The sequence below is a fragment of the Bradyrhizobium sp. PUT101 genome, from assembly GCF_052043945.1.
In the GTDB taxonomy this organism is placed as follows: domain Bacteria; phylum Pseudomonadota; class Alphaproteobacteria; order Rhizobiales; family Xanthobacteraceae; genus Bradyrhizobium.
This window is the reverse complement of sequence record NZ_CP197207.1, coordinates 357,454-376,860: the sequence shown is the minus strand read 5'-3', so window position 1 is coordinate 376,860 and position 19,407 is coordinate 357,454. Positions and strand designations below refer to the sequence as shown.

Genomic DNA, 19,407 nt, shown 5'->3' with positions numbered 1-19,407 from the left:
TTCCCCTCACCCCCGAATCAGGTGGACCGTCGCGTCACCCGGCGGCGCGATACGCGCCCACGGTTTATCGCGCCCGCCGCCGCCAAGAGTTAAGACATGCCCAACAAGATGTTGATCGATGCCACCCACCCGGAAGAGACCCGGGTCGTCGTGGTCCGCGGCAATCGCGTCGAAGAGTTTGATTTCGAGACCGCGCAACGCAAGCAACTGCGCGGGAACATCTACCTCGCCAAGGTTACAAGGGTCGAACCCTCGCTCCAGGCCGCCTTCGTCGAATATGGCGGCAATCGCCACGGCTTCCTCGCCTTCAGCGAAATCCATCCCGACTACTATCAGATCCCGGTCGCCGACCGGCAGGCGCTGATCGAGGCCGAGGAACAGGCCCATCGCGAGGCCGAGGAAGAGACCGAGAACCGTTCGCACGGCCGCCGCCGTTCGCGCCACCGCAACGCCCGCCGCCGCGGTCATGGCGAGCGCGTGCGCAGCGACATCGTCGAAGGGCTCGATGCCGGCGCCGATCCCGCAGCCCAGCCCTTGGAGGGCGAGGCCCCGCACACCGAAGGCGCGCCGCACGAGGGCGAGCATCTGCACGCCGATGCGGAGCACCACGGCGAGCACGAAAGCCACGATCACCACGACCACGATCAGGGCGAACATGCTCATGGCGAGCATGATCACGACGATTATCATGCCCATGATGACGAGCACGCCCGTGATCACGATCACCGGCACGATCATCACGAGCACGATCATCACGACCATGATCATGCCGACGAGACGCCAGCGCCCGTCGCGGCCGTCGGCGCCGAGCCCGTGGTCTCCACCGAGGCCGTTGCCGAGCCGCAGGATGCCCAAACCTTCGAAGCTCACGTTCCCCAAGCGCATGCGGAAGCTCTGGCTGAGGCCGTGACATCGGCCGCTGAGCCGGCCGACGCGGTGTACGCCGCCGGCGAGGATACCGAGACGTCCGCCGACGCTGCGGAAGCAACCGGCGAAGACGACGAGGATGAGGACGAGGACGGCGAGGAAGCCGAAGAGGAAGTCGTCGAATCCGTCGGCGGCGACGACGTGCTGGAGGAAGTGCCGGAGCGCACCTTCCGTCCGCGCCGCCAGTACAAGATCCAGGAAGTCATCAAGCGCCGCCAGGTGATGCTGGTGCAGGTGGTCAAGGAAGAACGCGGCAACAAGGGCGCGGCGCTGACGACCTATCTCTCACTCGCCGGCCGCTATGCCGTCCTGATGCCGAATACGGCGCGCGGCGGCGGCATCAGCCGCAAGATCACCAGCGCGCAGGATCGTTCGCGCCTGAAGGAAGTGGTGCAGGATCTCGACGTGCCCGAGGGCATGGGCATCATCCTGCGCACGGCAGGCGCCTCCCGCACCAAGCCCGAGATCAAGCGCGACTTCGAATATCTGATCCGGATGTGGGAAACGGTACGCGACCTCACGCTGAAGTCGCAGGCCCCCACCCTCGTCTATGAAGAAGGCTCGCTGATCAAGCGCTCGCTGCGCGACCTCTACAACAAGGAGATCGACGAGATCCAGGTGGCCGGCGAATCCGGCTACCGCGAAGCGCGCGATTTCATGAAGATGCTGATGCCCGCCAATGTCAGCGCGGTGAAGCAATATCGCGACGGCCAGCCATTGTTCTCGCGCATGGGCGTCGAGAGCCAGCTCGACGCGATGTTCTCGCCCACCGTGCAGCTGCGCTCCGGCGGCTACATCGTGATCAACCAGACGGAGGCGCTGGTCTCGATCGACGTCAATTCCGGACGATCGACCCGCGAGCACCATATCGAGGACACCGCGCTCAAGACCAATCTGGAAGCGGCCGAAGAGGTCGCCCGCCAGCTGCGCTTGCGCGACCTCGCCGGCCTGATCGTCATCGACTTCATCGACATGGACGAGAAGCGCAACAACCGCGCGGTCGAGCGCAAGCTGTCCGATTGCCTCAGGCAGGATCGCGCGCGCATCCAGGTCGGCCGCATCTCGCATTTCGGCCTGCTCGAGATGTCGCGCCAGCGCATCCGCGCCAGCGTGCTGGAGAGCTCGACCGATCCGTGCCCGCATTGCGGCGGCACCGGCCATGTCCGCTCGGTGTCTTCGGTGGCGCTGCAGCTGCTGCGCGGCCTCGAAGAGATCCTGATGAAGGGCGCGACCCACAATCTCGTGGTCCGCACCCGCACCGACGTCGCGCTCTACGTGCTGAACCACAAGCGCGGCCATCTGCGCGACCTCGAGAACAGCTTCAAGGTCACGCTGTCGGTCATCGCCGATCCCACCGTCAGCGGACCGCAGGCATATGTGATCGACCGCGGCGACCAGGTGCATACGCTCGAAGCCGCCAAGGCGCTGCTCGCGGCGCAAGTGGCTGCGAGCCCGCCGCCGCAGGCCGAAGAAGCCTATGACGACGAAGATGGCTTTGACCTGGAGACTGAATCCGAGGTCGAGACCGACGAGACCGAAGGTCTTGCTGACGAGCAGGCTGCCGGCGAGGCAGCCTCCGAGCAGGACAGCCAGCGCCGCAAGCGCCGTCGCCGCAGGCGCGGCCGCGGTGGCCAGCGCGAGGGTGAGTTGCGCGAGGATACCGCCCCCACGCTTCCCGAAGCGGCCGTGATGGCCGGTGAAGGTGAAGACGATACCGAGTCCGAGCAGGACGGCGAGGAAGGCGAGGAACAGGCAGCCCGTGGCGAGCAGCAGGGCAGCGCCGACCGCAGGCGTCGGCGTGGTCGCCGCGGCGGACGCCGTCGTCGCGGTGGCGGCGAGGAAGGTCTCGCCGGTTCCATCAGCGACGAGCTCGGCACCAATCCGCCGTCGGAAGCTACCGACGCGGTTGCCGATTTCGACGGCTTCGGCAACGAGGCTGCGCCCTCGATTGCGCAGGCCGAGCACACCGAGGTCGAGCACACCACCGAGCCGCAGATCGTGCAGCCCGAGGCGCCGGCCCAGCCGGAGCCGGCAGCTGCTGCCGCTGCGGCAGAAGAGCCTGCCGACGATAAGGCCACGCGCCGCCGTTCGACGGTGCGGGAAAAAGTGAGCCTCGTGTCGAGCAGTCAGAGCGAGCCGACAGCGCCGGTTACGCAGGCGGCCGAGCCTATCGCTCCGCCGGCACCTGAGCCCGCGCCGGAGGCCGCGAGCGAAACCCCGGCGGCCCCGCGCCGCGCCGGCTGGTGGTCGCGCCGCTTCGGCGGCGGCGAATAAGAGGGACATCCAGATGAAACCGCCCGGCCAAACCGGGCGGTTTTTGGTTGGCGAGGTCAGTTTCGATGCGACGTGCAATAATTCTTGGCGGCGGCATGGTCGGTGTGAGCGCGGCGCTGCACCTGCAGCAGCGCGGCTGGTCCATCACGCTCGTCGACCGCAGGGAGCCGGGTCGCGAGACCAGCTACGGCAATGCCGGGATGATCCAGGCGGAAGCGGTACGCCCCTATCCCATGCCGCGCGACTTCGCTTCGCTCTTGAAGATCGCGACCGGCCGCACCAACGACGTGCGCTACAGCCTCTCCTCCCTCCATCTCCACGTCGAGCCCCTGCTCCGCTACTGGTGGCATTCGGCGCCGAAGCGGCATCGCGAGGCGATCGAGGCGTGGGCACGGCTGATCGCCTACGCAACGGCCGAGCACGACATCCTGATCCGAAAGGCCCATGCCGATAATCTCATCCGCCGTGCCGGCTACCGAGCGTTGTTTCGCGACGCCGCTTCATTGGATCTCTCGATCAAGGCCGCGGAAGAGGATCAGCGCGAATTCGGCGTGAACTTTCGCGTGCTGTCGGGCAGCGAGCTTGCCAAGGCCGAACCGATCCTGCGCGACGATCTCCCAGGCGCGATCCACTGGCTCGACACCTGGACCGTGTCAGATCCCGGCGCACTGGTCACGGCCTATGCCGAGTTGTTCGAGCGCCTCGGCGGCACGATCGTGCTCGGTGATGCGCAGTCGTTGCAACAGACCGCGACCGGCTGGTCGGTCGACACCGACAACGGACGCCTCGATGCTCCCGACGCCGTCGTGACGCTCGGGCCGTGGTCGCCCGACCTCCTCCACAAATTCGGCTATCGCATCCCGCTGGTGCGCAAGCGCGGCTACCACATGCATTACAGCGGCGGCGCTTCGCTCGACCTGCCGCTGATCGACAAGACCGGCGGCTATGCCATGGGTCCGATGGCCAAGGGAATTCGCATCACCACGGGAGCGGAGCTGACGGGGCCGGATGCGTTGGCAACACCGGTGCAGCTCGCCAGCGCCGAAGCCTCGGCGCGCGAGCTGATCGACCTCGGCAAGCGGGTCGAGCCGGATCCGTGGTTCGGCACTCGGCCCTGCACGCCCGACATGCTCCCGGTGCTCGGCCGCGCCCCGCGCCACCCCGGCCTCTGGATGAACTTCGGCCATGGTCATCAGGGCTTTACGCTGGGACCCGCCACCGGACGCCTGCTCGCCGAGATCATGAGCGGCGAGACGCCGGCGGTCGATCCCACGCCATACCGGCCTGAGCGGTTTTAACTCCCTGCTTTCGCGGCGAGGACTGCGAGCGCGGCCGACAGGCGCATCAGCGGGTCGTCCCATTCGCGCGGCCTGCGCTGGCGGAACAGCCGCATGGTCGGATACCAGGGAGTGTCCTCGCGATCGCGCAGCCAGCGCCAGTCGAGCGCGTAAGGCGTGAGCATCCACACCGGACGGCCGAGCGCGCCGGCAAGATGCGCGACCGACGTGTCGACGGCGATGACGAGATCAAGCGACGCCACGGCGGCCGCAGTATCGGCGAAATCGCCGAGGGCGGGGGCAAGATCGACGATATCGCGGTTGAGAGCCGCGAGGACCGGACCATCGTCGGGGCGCGGCTCCTTTTGCAGACTGTAGAGCTGCACGCCCGGCATCACCAGGCGCGGCAGCACGGCCTCGGCCGACAGCGAGCGCTGCCGGTCGCCCTTGTGCCTGATATTCCCGGCCCAGGCCACGCCGACCTTCAGGGCCGTCACGTCGGCGAGCGCAGCCCGCCAGCGCAGAAGTCTTGCGGGATCGGCATGCAGATACGGAACGTCGGCCGGAATGGTGTCGAGCGTGGTGCCGAACACGCGCGGCAGGCTCATCAGCGGCAGTTGCAGGTCGAACGGCGGCAGCGGCTCGCCGCGCGGGATCACGGTCACATCGGGCAGCGTTCGCAGCAGGGAGGCGAGTGCGGGCTGCACCTGGAGGACGATATTTCCGCCCCTCGCCGTCACCATAGGCAGATAGCGCACGAAATGCAGGGCGTCGCCGAGCCCGTATTCGGCAAACAGCAGCAATGTGCGACCATCGAGCGGCTCCCCGTGCCATTCCGGCTCGCTGAATGTGGGGTCACCGTCCGAGAGCGACCTGGATCTGCGCCGCCACCGATACGCTTCGAAGCCATTGGCGAAGTCACCGTTCATCAGCAGGAAGTGTGCGTGATTGTACTGGGCGAGCGGCTGCTCGGGATCGAGCGCAACCGCATGGCGCGAGACCGCGAGCGCCTCGTCGATCTCTCCGGCATTGCGCAGCGCCACCGCCAGATTGGCGTGGCCCTTGGCATAGCCGGGATCGGCGGCAACTGCGCAGCGATGGGCGGCAACCGCGTCCGCGACGCGCTCCTGTTTTTCGAAGATGATGCCGAGATTGGTATAGGCCGGCGCGTGATCGGGCTTGAGCAGCAGAGCGTGCCCACAGGATGCGATCGCGTCGTCGAGCGCGCCGAGTTCGGAGTAGCAGGCGCCGAGATTGGTTGCGATCACATGGTCTGCCGGATCGAGCGCAAACGTTCGTCTGTAGACCTCGGCGGCCTCGCGCAGCTGACCATCCTCGTGCAGGAGGAGGCCGAGCAGGCGCAGCGCCGCGATGTTGTCCGGCCCAAGCGCGACGGCGCGGCGGTACTGCTCGATGGCGTCTCCGAGCAATCCCTGCCGATAGAGCGCCGCGCCAAGACTGCAGAGCAGCCCCGGATCATCCGGATCGGCGTCAAGGGCGCGACGATAGGCGGCTGCGGCCTCGCCCGGCCTGTCCTGGCCCGAAAGGACGTCGCCGAGATTGAGCCAGGCGCCGCGATAAGCGGGCTCGCGCGCAATCAGCGCGCGATAGGCCTCTTCCGCTTCGGCCAGCCGTCCCTGCTCGGCCAGCGCGACGCCAAGGTTGAAACACGCCCGCGTCAGATGCGCATCGAGCACAATCGCACGGCGATAGGCGACCTCGGCCTCGCCGAAACGCGCGAGCTCGCCGAGCGCCACGCCAAGCTTATTGTGAAGGCCGGCGTCGTCCGGGCGCCGGCGGAGCGCCCGCTCGAACGCGGCCACAGCGCCCTCATGCTCGCCCTTCACCGCCAGCGCATCGCCCAGCGTGACCAGCGCCGGCGCGTGGTCGGGATCGATGTCGAAGAGGCGGCCGAGCAGCGCGACGCCGTCGGCGGCACGATCCGTGACGAAGGCGGCGACGGCGGCCAGATGCAGCGCCGGGACGTGATCCGGCTCGGCCCTCAGGACCTCCGCGCACAAGGCATCCGCCTGCTCCGGCCGGCCCGCCGCAAAATGCTTCGCCGCCTGCACCACGATCGGATTCGCAGCCGCATTGCCCACGATAGCCCCACCCTTCCGAGATCCGAGATGCAGGTTAAACGCGCGAGGTCGAAAATTCCGTCAGTCCGCGCGCACGGCGCAATATCGAAATCGCCGGAGCAAGCGCCAAAGGAAAAGGGCTGATCGAGGATATCGACCAGCCCTGTTAGTTCGAGACCTGACGGCGCATTGCGCCGCCGCAGGCGATCGCCGGATCAGTCCGTCGTGATCGCCGTCTCCATGTCGGTCGGATCGATCTGCTTGGCGAGGTTGGCGTTGAGCTTGTCGCGGTCGAGCTCGCCTTCCCACCATGCCACGATCACGCAGGCGACGCCGTTGCCGCACAGATTGGTCAGCGCGCGGCACTCGCTCATGAACTTGTCGATGCCGAGCACGATCGCCATGCCCGGCACGAGGCGTGGATCGACCACGGCGAGCGTCGCGGCCAGCGTGATGAATCCTGCGCCGGTGATGCCGGAGGCGCCCTTCGAGGTCAGCATCGTCACGACCAGGATCGTGAGTTGCTGGCCGAAGGAAAGATCGACGCCGAGCGCCTGCGCGATGAACAGGGTCGCCAGCGTCATGTAGATGTTGGTGCCGTCGAGGTTGAAGGAGTAACCCGTGGGCACCACGAGGCCGACCACCGACTTGGAGCAGCCGAGCCGCTCCAGCTTCTCCATGAGGGACGGCAGCGCGCTTTCCGACGACGAGGTGCCGAGCACGATCAGCAGCTCGTCCTTGATGTAGGCCAGGAACTTGAAGATCGAGAACCCGGCGGTGCGCGCGATGAGGCCGAGCACGACGAACACGAACAGCGCCGCGGTGACATAGAACGTGGCGATCAGACCGACCAGGTTGAGGATGGCGCCGGTGCCGAACTTGCCGATCGTATAGGCCATCGCGCCGAACGCACCGATCGGCGCCGCGCGCATCACGATCGAGATGACACCGAACACCGCGTGCGCGGCATCGTCGATGAAGCTGCGAATCGTATGGCCGCGCTCGCCGAGGCTCATCAAAGCAAAGCCGAATAGCACCGCGAACAGCAGCACCTGCAGAATTTCGCCTTGCGCGAAGGCGCCGACCACCGTGTCGGGAATGATGTGCAGCACGAAGTCGACGGACCTCTGGCCGGCGGCCTGCTTGGCGTAGCTTGCAACGGCCGCCTCGTTCGCCGCCGCATTGCCGAAGCCGGAGCCCGGCCTGACGAGATTGCCGACGATGAGACCGATCACCAGCGCGAAGGTCGAGACCACCTCGAAATAGACCAGCGCCTTGACGCCGATGCGGCCGACCTTCTTGGCGTCCTGAATGTGGGCGATGCCGGAGACGACGGTGCAGAAGATGATCGGGGCGATCACCATCTTGATCAACTTGATGAAGCCGTCGCCGAGCGCCTTGATCCATTCGTTGGTGGCGACCTGCGGCCACAGCCAGCCGAGAATGGCACCGAGCACGATCGCGATCAGCACCTGGACGTAGAGGACTTTGTACCACGGCTTGGCGACGGGCGGCGCGACCGGCGCTCCCGCCATCGTTGTCGTCGTCATGGCGTCACTCCCCTCAAAACACTGGGCCAGCCGAGATCAATTTGGCCGGCCCTGTCAATCGGAACTGCTCGCTGCTGAGCGCTTTACCGGCGGCGCGCAACAATCCGGCGTGCCGCGGGCATCAGGGTCGCGCCGAGCGCATTCTTGACCAGTGAGGCCGCAATGAACGGTACGATGCCGACCTGCCAGGCCTTGGCGGCACCGAGGCCGAGTCCGAACGCCAGCCAGCCGAACCCGGCAGCCAGAATGACGATGTGGCCAACAGCCATCGCCGCAAACAGCAGCATCACGCTGCGATCCCAGCCGCGCTCGGCGAGCCAGCCGGTCACGAAGGCAGCCAGCACGAAACCGAACAGATAGCCCGCGGTCGGGCCGACCAGCGGAGCAATCCCCCCCACGGGACCGGCGAACACCGGCAGCCCGATCGCGCCCTCGGCGAGGTAGGCAATCATGGTTGCGCTGCCAAGCCGCCAGCCATAGGCGGCGCCGATCATCAGCACCACCAGCGTCTGCAGCGTCATCGGCACATAGGGCAGCGGCAGGTTCACCTTGGCCGACAGCGCCATCAGCGCGGTGCCGAGCGCAATCAGCACGACGGCACGCAGCGCGCCGACGGCTTCGCCCGGCCGGGTCGGCCACATCAAAGCGGCGAGAGAGGAATGTGGCGCAGCGACGGACGGGACGGAACGGTCTGACAAGTTGAACTCCGGAAGGCTGAAGAAAACTGGCGCAGTTATTTAAGCCACTCAGCAATCCGGTCAACTGCCTCTCGCATCTCATCGAGCGAGCGGGCATAGGAAAACCGTATGAATGAACGACCATGGATGGGATCGAAATCGACGCCGGGCGTTGCCGCCACGCGCGCCTGCTCCAGCATTTGCTTGGCGAACTCGAAACTGTCCGAGGTGAAATCCGAGACGTCGGCGTAGAGATAGAAGGCGCCGTCGGCGGGCAGGAATCTCGTCAGTCCGGCCTTGGGCAATCCATCGATCAGGATACGCCGGTTTTCCTGATAGCCGTGCTTGATCTCCTCCATCTCGGCCGCGCCGTCGAAGGCAGCCTCCGCCGCGATCTGCGACAGCGACGGCACCGAGATCAAGAGGTTCTGCTGGAGCCGCTCGATCGGCCGCACCATGATCTCTGGTACGACCATCCAGCCGACGCGCCAGCCCGTCATGCAAAAATACTTCGAGAACGAGTTGATCACGAGTGCGTGCTCGGACAGCGCCGCCGCCGTCACGGCTGGAAACGCGTAATCGAGCCCGTGATAGATCTCATCCGAGATGAAGCGGATGCCAGCGTCTTCCGCGGCCGCGATGAGGCCGGCGAGCGCCTCGCGGGACATCATCGTGCCCGTCGGATTGGCGGGACTGCCGACCAGCACGCCCTTCAGCGGCGCCTTGCGATGGGCGGCGAGCAGCGCCTCACCGGTGAGCGCGTGGCGTGTCTCGTCCGTGGTTTCGATCAGCACCGGCTCGCAGCCGAGCGCGGTGAGGATATGACGGTACGGTGGATAGCCCGGCACGGTGACGGCGACGCGATCGCCGGGCTCGAACATCGACAGGAAAGCCAGGATGAAGCCGCCGGAGGAGCCTGTGGTCACCACGATCCGCTCGGAGCTGACGTCGCAGCCATAGGTGTCGCGATAATGGCGCGCGATGCGCTCGCGCAGACTGGGGATACCAAGCGCGGAGGTATAATCGATCCGTCCGGCCTCCAGCGCCGCATGGGCGGCGGCGATCGCGGTCCTGGGCGCACCGGCCGCGGGCTGGCCGACCTCCATATGGATGACATGGCCACCGGCGGCCTCGATTCGGGCCGCCGCCGCCATGACGTCCATCACCATGAACGGGGGAACTTCGCTGCGGCGGGAGGGCTCGAGCCACTGCCCCAACCGGTTCCTCAATGTCGCATCGTGCATCGATTTCTGCTATTCGCTGGCGGACCGGATCCGTCCGGTCCGGAAAACAGGGCGCTTGCGCCCCAGACTGGCCGCATTGTACGGCTCATAAAGGGCGCGGCTCACAAGGGGCATATCGCGTATCCGGTCCGCCGCCAATCGCCAAAACCAATCACGAAACTGCCTGACCAAGACCGTTTGACCCAGACCGCTCGATGTTGCTCCAGATCGCATTGCGCCAGAAGTCTTCCGCTCTCACCGCCCTCGTCACGGCCGCGGCGATCGCGCTGACGCCGTTCTCGGCCGCGCGGGCACAGGCCAAGGGGCCGCCGGTCCTGCGCGACACCGAGACCGAGCAGCTGCTGCGCGAATACACCCGCCCGATCCTGCGCGTCGCGGGTCTGGAGAAGCAGAACATCCAGATGGTGATCATCAACGACGGCTCGTTCAACGCGTTCGTCGCGGACGGCCGCCGCATCTTCGTCAATTGGGGCGCGATCCTGCAGTCGGAGACGCCGAACCAGATCATCGGCGTGCTCGCGCACGAGACCGGACATCTGGCCGGCGGTCATCTGTCCAAGCTGCGCGAGCAGCTCGCCACGGCCCAGACCCAGATGATCATCGCGATGCTGCTCGGCGCCGGCGCAATCGCCGCCGGCAGCGCCCGCGGCTCGAGCGGCGGCAACAACGGGCTGGCCAATGCCGGCGCGGCAGCGATCGCCGCTCCGCAGGAGATGATCCGCCGTACGCTGTTATCCTACCAGCGACAGCAGGAGGAGAACGCCGACCGCGCCGGCGTGAAATTCCTGACCGCGACCCAGCAATCGCCGAAAGGCATGTACGAGACCTTCAAGCGCTTCACCAGCGAGAGCCTGTTCGCTGCGCGCGGCGCCGATCCCTATCTCCAGTCGCATCCGATGCCGGCCGAGCGCGTCGCCGCACTCCAGGAATTCGCAAGCTCCAGCCCATACTGGAACAAAAAGGACGATCCCACGCTTCAGCTCCGGCACGACATGGTCCGTGCCAAGATATCCGCCTTCATGGAGCGGCCGGAGACGGTGTACCGCCGCTATCCCCAGACCAACGACAGCTTGCCGGCGCGCTATGCCCGCGCCATCAGCACCTATCTGCACGGGGATTTGCGCAGCGCGCTCACTCAGATCGACGCGCTGATCCAGGTTCAGCCGAACAACCCCTACTTCTACGAGGTGCGCGGCCAGGCGCTTTTGGAGAGCGGCAAGCCCGCCGAGGCGATCCCTGCCCTGCGCAAAGCCGTCGCCCTCTCGAACAACGCGCCCCTCATCGAGATGTTACTTGGACAGGCTCTGGTTGGAACCGAAAATAAAGCCTACACGGACGATGCTGTTCGGATTCTCCGCGCTGCCGTGGCCCGAGAGCCCGAGGCGGCGCTCGGCTATACCCAGCTCGCGATGGCCTACGGCCGGAAGGGAGACTATGCCGAGGCAGATCTCGCCTCGGCCCAGGCCGCTTACTTGCGCGGCGACAACAAGACCGCCCGCGAGCTTGCAACGCGCGCGAAAACCCGTTTCGCCATCGGCACGCCCGGATGGGTCAAGGCCGACGACATCGTAGCGGCGAAGCCGCCGCGCAACTGACGCAACTCGAACGACGCCCGATACCACGACGTCACGACACCGAGCTTAAGTCCGCCGGGACGTTCATCGAAACCTGCTTTGGATAAGAGGATTTACCTATGCCTTCGCTGCGCCTGCTTGCTCCTGCATTGTTCGCACTCGCCATGTTCGGCGCAACCGTGCCCGCATCGGCCGACAGCTTCTCCGATGCCCAGCGCACCGACATCGAGGCCATCATCAAGAAGTACCTCGTCAGCCATCCCGAGGTGCTCGAGGAGGCCATGGCCGAGCTCAGCAAGCGCCAGGCCGCGGCCGAAACGCAGAAGCACGAAGCCAGCATCGCGCAGAACGCCGATGCGATCTTCAACTCGCCGCGCCAGGTCGTGCTCGGCAACAAGGACGGCGACGTCACCTTCGTCGAGTTCTTCGACTACAATTGCGGCTACTGCAAGCGCGCGATGGACGACATGCTCACCCTCATGAAGAGCGATCCGAAGCTGAAGGTCGTGCTGAAGGAGTTTCCGGTGCTGAGCCAGGGTTCGGTCGAGGCGGCCCAGGTCGCAGTCGCGGTGCGCATGCAGGATCCCTCAGGCAAGAAATATCTCGACTTCCACCAGAGACTGCTCGGCGGCCGGGGCGCAGCCGACAAGGCGCGCGCGATTCAGGCGGCGAAGGAAGCCGGCCTCGACACTGCTCGAATTGAGAAGGACATCGCCAGCCCCGAGGTGCGCGCCACCATCGAGGAAAATTTCAAGCTTGCCGAAGCGATGGGCATGAACGGCACGCCGAGCTATGTGATCGGCAAGCAGATCGTGATCGGCGCCGTCGGCGTCGAAGGGCTCAAGGAAAAGATCGGCATCGCCCGCTGCGGCAAGGCAACCTGCTAGAGGCGACTTGCTGATCGCGCCTTTCTCAACTCGTACATGCAAGCAAAAGGGCCGGCTGAAGAGCCGGCCTTTTTCGCGGGCCTAACGTTGTCGTCTCGTGCAAAGTCATTCATCTGGCGTTCAACAAACAAATGCCGCGGAACAGACGAAGTTCCGGAACAACTCAAATCTCCTTTCGTTGTCGGCGCGGGCAATGACGCAAGAAACACGTGAGGAGAATTTCGATGTTGAACCGCTTTATGATCTCGGTTGCCGCAGTCGCACTCGTCGCGGGGACCGGTCTGGCAAACGCACAGGGCACAATGGGCCGCGACAGCGGTGGCGGCGCCGGTGGCTCGCAGCAGATGCAGCACTCGCAGCCCTCCGGCGGCGCCGCAGAGCGCGGCGGCTCGATGGGTCGCGATTCCATGAGCCACGACAAGGGTACCGTCGGCCAGGCTGGCGGCTCCAGCACGATGAAGTCCGATCGCGCGTCCGAAGACAAGTCCGGCGCGATGAACAAGAACGCGGTCGAGGACAAGGCTGGCGCCACCAAGGGCCAGCGCACCGACGAACGCGCGCAGGATCAAATGGACAAGTCCCGGCAGGACAAGTCCAAGAGCATCAGCCAGGACACCAGCAAGTCCGGCAGCAGGGACCAGAAGGACATGAAGGCTGAGGGCAGCAAGAGCGGCTCCTCGACCAACAACGCCGAGAACCGGCCGGGCACCGGCACCAGCACGACCCAGAACGCGCAGGGCCAGAGCTCGACCACGGTCGGCCAGGCCGGTGCCGCTGCAAAGCTTTCGACCGAGCAGCGGACGCAGATCACGTCGGTGATCCGCGAGCAGCGCGTCGCTCCGGTGACGAACGTGAACTTCTCGATCGCGGTCGGCACCCGCATCCCGCGGGAGGGCATTACGCTGCACGCCCTGCCGTCGCGGGTCGTGACCATTTATCCGGAGTGGCGGACCTACAGGTACGTCCTGGTGCGCGATGAGATCGTGATCATCGATCCGGACACCTACGAGATCGTGGCGGTCCTGAACGTCTAAGGCAGGACACCGGCGACCTCGGGGCGGGCAGCGATGCCCGCCCCTTTGCATTCGGCCCGCAGCCATGCTTCGGACTGGTTAACAAGCAATTTCCGTAGTTTCCGCACAGGTTTTTGCACACTGGGTGAGGTGCCTGAACCCGCCCCTGAGGCCCTTCAAGGCTTCCCCTCACGCGCTTTGTTACCTATAACCCCGCCACGCCGAAGCACCTCTTCCGGGATTGGAATGGCCGAACCTGCAACCGATACGATCCTCGTCCTGAACGGGCCGAACCTCAACATGCTGGGGACACGCGAGCCCGAAAAGTACGGTCATGCGACGCTGGCCGACGTCGAGGCGCTGTGCCGGGAGACAGCGGCGACCTTCGGCCTGAAGGCCGACTGCCGGCAGTCCAACCGCGAAGGCGAGCTGATCGACTTCATCCACGAGGCGCACCGGCGCAAGATGAAGGGCATCGTCATCAATGCCGGCGGCTATTCCCACACCTCCATCGCGCTGCACGACGCACTGCTCGCGGTGCAGATCCCGACGGTCGAGGTGCACGTGACCAACATCCACGCCCGCGAGAGTTTTCGTCACCATTCCTACACCGCACGCGCGGCCTTCGCCTCGCTCTGCGGTTTCGGCATCGAGGGCTACCGCCTCGCCATTCAGGGCCTTGCCGCCAAGCTCGGCATCAAGCCCAACGCCTGACGCCCCCTTCCAACAGAACATTCGGATCAAACAACATGGCGCGCCAGCCAGACGACAAAGCAGCCGCAAAATTTTCCAGCGAGGATTCCGCGCTCATCCGCGAGCTTGCCTTGCTGCTCGATGAGACCAGCCTTACCGAGATCGAGATCGAGCGGGCGGGGCTGCGCCTGCGCGTCGCCCGCAACATCAGCGTGGCCGCGACCATGCCGATGCCGGTGACGGCCGGTCCTGCCGCCGTGGCGGCGGGAAGCGCCGCCGCGCCCGCCACTGCCGCGGCCGATCTGTCGAAGCATCCCGGCGCCGTGACCTCTCCAATGGTCGGCACCGCCTATTGGGCGCCGGAGCCGGGCGCAAAGCCGTTCATCGAGGTCGGCACCAAGGTCGCGGTCGGCCAGACGCTGCTGATCATCGAGGCCATGAAGACGATGAACCAGATCCCCTCGCCGCGCGCCGGCACGGTGACGCAGATCCTGGTCGAGGACGGCCAGCCGGTCGAGTACGGCGAGCCGCTCGTCATCATTGAGTGAGGGAGTGGCGAATAGCGAGTAGCGAATAGCTGCTCCTGCCTATTCGCCATTCGCTATTCCCCATTCGCCCCCGAGGCACCATGTTCGACAAGATCCTCATAGCCAATCGCGGCGAGATCGCCCTTCGCATCCTCAGGGCCTGCAAGGAGCTCGGGATCGCGACCGTCGCCGTGCACTCCACGGCCGACGCCGATGCCATGCATGTGCGGCTGTCGGATGAGAGCGTCTGCATCGGGCCGCCCTCGTCCAAGGACAGCTATCTCAACGTGCCCGCGCTGCTCGCGGCCTGCGAGATCACGGGCGCCGACGCCGTGCATCCCGGTTACGGCTTCCTCTCCGAGAACGCGCGTTTTGCGGAAATTCTCGCCGAGCACAATCTGCATTTCATCGGCCCGAAGGCCGAGCACATCCGCCTGATGGGCGACAAGATCGAAGCCAAGAAGACGGCGAAGCGCCTCGGCATTCCCGTGGTGCCCGGCTCCGACGGCGCGGTCGGTCCCGATGACGACGCGATGGCGATCGCCAAGGCGATCGGCTTCCCGGTGCTGGTGAAGGCAGCGGCAGGCGGCGGCGGCCGCGGCATGAAAGTCGCGCACAGCGAGGCCGACCTCCTGCTGGCGCTGTCGACCGCGGCCAACGAGGCCAGGTCCGCCTTTGGCGATGCGTCCGTCTATCTGGAAAAATACCTCCAGAAGCCGCGCCATATCGAGATCCAGATCCTCGGCGACGGCCGCGGCGGCGCCATCCATCTCGGCGAGCGCGACTGCTCGCTGCAGCGCCGTCATCAGAAGGTCTGGGAGGAAGGCCCCTCGCCCGTGCTGTCCGCCGCGGCGCGGGCCAAGATCGGCGAGACCTGCGCGAAAGCGATGCGCGAGATGAAATATCTCGGCGTCGGCACCATCGAGTTCCTGTACGAGGACGGCGAGTTCTACTTCATCGAGATGAACACCCGCATCCAGGTCGAGCATCCCGTCACCGAGAGCATCACCGACATCGACCTCGTGCTGGAGCAGATCCGCATCGCCGCCGGCGGCGACCTGCCTGCCAAGCAGAACGAAATCCAGGTCATCGGCCACGCGATCGAGTGCCGCATCAACGCCGAGAATCCGCAGACCTTCCGCCCCTCGCCCGGCCGGATCCTGCAATATCATCCGCCCGGCGGCCTCGGCGTCCGGATCGATTCCGCCGTCTATCAGGGCTACACGATCCCGCCCTATTACGATTCGCTCGTCGGCAAGCTGATCGTGCACGGCAAGACCCGCGCAGAATGCCTGATGCGGCTGCGCCGGGCGCTGGATGAGATGGTGGTCGAAGGCATCGAGACCACGCTGCCGCTGTTCCGTGCACTGGTGCGCGAAGACGACATCATCAACGGCGACTACCACATCCACTGGCTGGAGCAGTACCTCGCCGGCAAGCCGGAACCTGCAGCGAGATAATCTTCCGCCCCTTCTGGAACCCTTTGGCCCCGATCGCGTTCTGGACGGCGGGCATAGTTCCAAGGGGGCGTTTTGAACTCCACTGAACATCGACAGGTGAACCGTCGTGACGGCTGAAGGCCAGCGACGGCGCGCATTCTGGCAAATCCTGCTGTTCGCGGCGGGGCTTTTGGTGCTGACCGTGATCAGTGCCGGCTCCGTCTACCTCGTCAACAAGGCGCGGGAGGACAGCAAATGGGTGGTTCACACCATCGAGGTGGAGAACCAGATCAACACCCTGTTGCTGGAGATCCGGCGCGCAGAAAGCGGCGCCCGCGGCTTCCTGCTGACGCAGGGAGAGAACTTCAGGATCGACCACGAAAAGGCCGTGGCGGCAATCATCCCCGCCCTCGACAAGCTGACGCGCCTGAGCGGCGACAATCCAGGTCAACGCGAGCACGTCGAAAAACTGAGCGCGGCGATCGAGCTCCGCCTCGGCCAGTTCGCGCAGGAAATGGTCTTCATCCAGCAAGGCCAGCCGGACAGGGCCACGGCACTGGTGCGTGAGGCCGCGGCCCAGGACACCACGGAGAGGATCACCACCATCGCGAACGCGATGATCGAGGAAGAGGTGCGCCTGTTCCGCGTCCGCACTGCCAACTCCGACCGCAGCCAGACCCTCGCCGCGTCGATGACCGGAATCGGCTCCGGCCTCGTGGTGGTGCTGGCGATGATCTCGATCTGGCTGGTGCGGCGCTCGGCCGGCGCCCGCGACGAGGCCGAATCGCGCCTGCGCGATGCCAACGTCAATTTGGAGGCCGTCGTCGACGAACGCACGGCAGACCTGCGCGAAGCCAACGACGAGATCCAGCGCTTTGCCTATATCGTCAGCCACGATCTGCGCTCGCCGCTCGTCAACATCATGGGCTTCACCAGCGAGCTCGAGGAGCTCGGCGGCGATATCTTCCGCCGCATCAGCAGTCTCGCTCACGTCCCTGCGGAGGGAGCGCCGCTGGCCCCCGCCGGGCCGGGCGAGATCGCGCTCGAAGGCGCCGACAAACAGCTCTCGGAGGATTTTTCCGAAGCGCTCGGCTTCATCAAGACGTCGATCGCCAAGATGGACCGGCTGATCTCGGCCATCCTCAACCTCACGCGCGAGGGCCGGCGCGAATTCCAGCCGGTGAAGATCGACACGCGCGAGCTGATCGAGGCCATCGTCTCGACGCTGGCGCACCAGGCGGCCGAGGCACAGGCCGAGATCCACATCGAGCCCCTGCCGAACCTCGTGAGCGACCGTCTCGCACTCGAGCAGATTTTCTCCAATCTGATCGACAACGCGATCAAATATCTCAAGCCCGGCGCGCCCGGCGAGATCAGAATCCGCGGGCGGACCAAGCTCGGCTACGCTATCTTCGAGATCAGCGACAACGGCCGCGGGATTGATCCGAAGGATCACCAGCGGATATTCGAGCTGTTCCGGCGCGCGGGAACCCAGGACAAGCCCGGCCAGGGCATCGGTCTTGCGCATGTCCGTGCACTTGTGCGTCGCCTCGGCGGCACCATGTCGGTATCATCGGAACTGAACGCTGGCAGCACCTTCACGATCACGCTGCCGATCGCCTGGAATGTGAGCAACCGGAACGCAGATCGATGACCCAGCCTGTCACCATCATCATGATCGAGGACGACGAGGGCCACGCCCGCCTGATCGAACGCAACATCCGCCGCTCGGGCGTCAACAACGAGATCGTCTCGTTTGCCAACGGCACCGATGCGATGAAGCACCTGTTCGGGGCCGACGGCTCCGGCCTCGTGCAGAAGGGCAACGCGCTCCTGATTCTGCTCGACCTCAACCTCCCCGACATGACCGGGATCGACATCCTGAGGCAGATCAAGGAGAACAAATATCTGAAGGCCTCGCCCGTGGTGGTGCTGACCACCACCGACGATTCCCAGGAAATCAAGCGCTGCTACGAGCTCGGCTGCAACGTCTACATCACCAAGCCCGTCAACTACGAGAATTTCGCCAATGCCATCCGGCAGCTCGGGCTGTTCTTCTCGGTCATCCAGGTCCCGCCCGCCGCCACATGAACCAGCGCACGCCGACACTGCTCTACATCGACGACGACGACGCGCTGGCGCGCCTGGTCGACCGCGGCCTGACGCGGCGCGGCTACAGGGTCGTTCATGCCGCGAGCGGCGAGGAAGGTCTCGAACGCATCCGCCGCGCGGGCGCCGAGGGCGGCATCGATGTCGTGGCGCTCGACCAGTACATGCCGGGCCTCGACGGGCTGGAGACGCTCGAGCAGATCATGGCGATCCCGGACGCGCCGCCAGTCGTATTCGTCACCGCCTCGCAGGATTCCAGCATCGCGGTCACCGCGCTGAAGGCGGGGGCGGCCGACTATCTGGTGAAGGACGTCCAGGGCGACTTCATCCCGCTCCTCCACGTCGCCGCCGAAGGCGCGCTGCGCCAGGCCGCGTTGCAGAGGGCGCGCGAGGAAGCTGAAGCCGAGATCCACGCCTCGCGCGACCGCTACGCGGCGCTCGCCGCCGAACGCGAGCTCCTGCTGCGCGAGGTCAACCACCGTGTCGGCAATTCGCTCCAGATCATCGCCTCGTTGCTGCACCTTCAGGCGAGCTCTGCCGCACAGAACGAGGTCAAGGCGGCACTGACCAACGCGATGGGCCGCGTCGCCGCGGTCGCGCAGGTGCACCGCCGCCTCTACACCTCGCAGGACCTCAAAAGCGTGGTCCTGAACCAGTATCTGGACTCACTGCTCGAGGATCTCCGCCGCTCGGCCGAAGGCAACCGGATGTCGCGCCTGACGCTGAAGGCCGAGCCGATCGAGATCGATCCGGACCGTGCGGTCGCCGTCGGCATCATCGTCAACGAGTTGGTGATGAACGCGGTGAAATACGCCTATCCCGACGGCGCCGGCCCGATCCATGTCGAGCTGATCTCGCAGGGCGACGATCTCCTGCTCTCGATCTCCGACGACGGCGTCGGCGACAACGCCAAGGCCGATCCACGCTCCACCGGCATGGGCCAGCGCATCGTCGCGGCCATGGCCTCCAAGCTCGACGCCTCGGTCGAGCGCGATCCCGCGCATTCCGGAACCCGGGTCCTGCTGAAGTTCGGCCGCATGCCCGCGGCCCCCGGCAAAACCAGCACCGCCGCCGCGAGCTGACCTCGCGCCCGGCGGCACCACCCATCGCAACCGCATTGCGATCCTGCTATGAT

General features: G+C 65.8%; 15 protein-coding genes. 11 read left to right on the top strand and 4 right to left on the bottom strand.

The window, feature by feature from the left end; all coding sequences use genetic code 11:
* Positions 1–96: 96 nt before the first annotated feature.
* The gene (locus tag ACSHT2_RS01815; RefSeq protein WP_440640125.1) at positions 97–3,201 is read left to right on the top strand and encodes an Rne/Rng family ribonuclease; all 3,105 of its coding nucleotides are present in this window, start codon (positions 97–99) and stop codon (positions 3,199–3,201) included.
* A 65-nt stretch (positions 3,202–3,266) separates the two neighbouring features.
* Positions 3,267–4,499, top strand: coding sequence for an NAD(P)/FAD-dependent oxidoreductase (locus tag ACSHT2_RS01810; RefSeq protein ID WP_440640124.1), 1,233 nt, complete (start codon positions 3,267–3,269; stop codon positions 4,497–4,499).
* Here ACSHT2_RS01810 and ACSHT2_RS01805 read toward each other — a convergent pair.
* The 4 genes from ACSHT2_RS01805 to ACSHT2_RS01790 form a co-directional block, all read right to left on the bottom strand.
* Positions 4,496–6,580, bottom strand: a complete 2,085-nt coding sequence (locus ACSHT2_RS01805; RefSeq protein ID WP_440640123.1) for a tetratricopeptide repeat protein — start codon at positions 6,578–6,580, stop codon at positions 4,496–4,498. The genes ACSHT2_RS01810 and ACSHT2_RS01805 overlap by 4 nt on opposite strands.
* A gap of 194 nt (positions 6,581–6,774) precedes the next feature.
* Positions 6,775–8,109: a dicarboxylate/amino acid:cation symporter gene (locus ACSHT2_RS01800; protein ID WP_440640122.1), complete on the bottom strand. Its 1,335-nt coding sequence runs from the start codon at positions 8,107–8,109 to the stop codon at positions 6,775–6,777.
* A gap of 83 nt (positions 8,110–8,192) precedes the next feature.
* On the bottom strand, positions 8,193–8,750 hold the full coding sequence (locus ACSHT2_RS01795; protein ID WP_440643022.1) for a biotin transporter BioY: 558 nt from the start codon (positions 8,748–8,750) through the stop codon (positions 8,193–8,195).
* A 92-nt stretch (positions 8,751–8,842) separates the two neighbouring features.
* Positions 8,843–10,030, bottom strand: a complete 1,188-nt coding sequence (locus ACSHT2_RS01790; RefSeq protein WP_440640121.1) for a pyridoxal phosphate-dependent aminotransferase — start codon at positions 10,028–10,030, stop codon at positions 8,843–8,845.
* A gap of 194 nt (positions 10,031–10,224) precedes the next feature.
* On the opposite strand from ACSHT2_RS01790, the gene ACSHT2_RS01785 reads away from it, so the two are divergent.
* The 9 genes from ACSHT2_RS01785 (at position 10,225) to ACSHT2_RS01745 (ending at position 19,354) form a co-directional block, all read left to right on the top strand.
* On the top strand, positions 10,225–11,625 hold the full coding sequence (locus ACSHT2_RS01785) for a M48 family metalloprotease (RefSeq protein ID WP_440640120.1): 1,401 nt from the start codon (positions 10,225–10,227) through the stop codon (positions 11,623–11,625).
* 98 nt (positions 11,626–11,723) lie between these two features.
* On the top strand, positions 11,724–12,491 hold the full coding sequence (locus ACSHT2_RS01780) for a DsbA family protein (RefSeq protein WP_440640119.1): 768 nt from the start codon (positions 11,724–11,726) through the stop codon (positions 12,489–12,491).
* Positions 12,492–12,715: 224 nt separating this feature from the next.
* Positions 12,716–13,525: a DUF1236 domain-containing protein gene (locus tag ACSHT2_RS01775; protein ID WP_440640118.1), complete on the top strand. Its 810-nt coding sequence runs from the start codon at positions 12,716–12,718 to the stop codon at positions 13,523–13,525.
* A 225-nt stretch (positions 13,526–13,750) separates the two neighbouring features.
* The gene (gene aroQ, locus ACSHT2_RS01770; RefSeq protein ID WP_028177213.1) at positions 13,751–14,218 is read left to right on the top strand and encodes a type II 3-dehydroquinate dehydratase; all 468 of its coding nucleotides are present in this window, start codon (positions 13,751–13,753) and stop codon (positions 14,216–14,218) included.
* A gap of 35 nt (positions 14,219–14,253) precedes the next feature.
* Complete coding sequence (gene accB / locus ACSHT2_RS01765; protein WP_440640117.1) at positions 14,254–14,745, top strand: acetyl-CoA carboxylase biotin carboxyl carrier protein; 492 nt, start codon at positions 14,254–14,256, stop codon at positions 14,743–14,745.
* Positions 14,746–14,825: 80 nt separating this feature from the next.
* Positions 14,826–16,184 (top strand): acetyl-CoA carboxylase biotin carboxylase subunit, encoded by a 1,359-nt coding sequence (gene accC, locus ACSHT2_RS01760; RefSeq protein ID WP_440640116.1) that lies wholly within the window; start codon positions 14,826–14,828, stop codon positions 16,182–16,184.
* 106 nt (positions 16,185–16,290) lie between these two features.
* On the top strand, positions 16,291–17,817 hold the full coding sequence (locus ACSHT2_RS01755) for a sensor histidine kinase (protein WP_440640115.1): 1,527 nt from the start codon (positions 16,291–16,293) through the stop codon (positions 17,815–17,817).
* Entirely contained in the window at positions 17,814–18,254 is a 441-nt protein-coding gene (locus ACSHT2_RS01750; protein ID WP_440640114.1) for a response regulator, read from the top strand. The genes ACSHT2_RS01755 and ACSHT2_RS01750 overlap by 4 nt, the downstream gene beginning before the upstream one ends.
* Positions 18,251–19,354, top strand: a complete 1,104-nt coding sequence (locus ACSHT2_RS01745) for a sensor histidine kinase (protein WP_440640113.1) — start codon at positions 18,251–18,253, stop codon at positions 19,352–19,354. The genes ACSHT2_RS01750 and ACSHT2_RS01745 overlap by 4 nt, the downstream gene beginning before the upstream one ends.
* Positions 19,355–19,407: the final 53 nt, after the last annotated feature.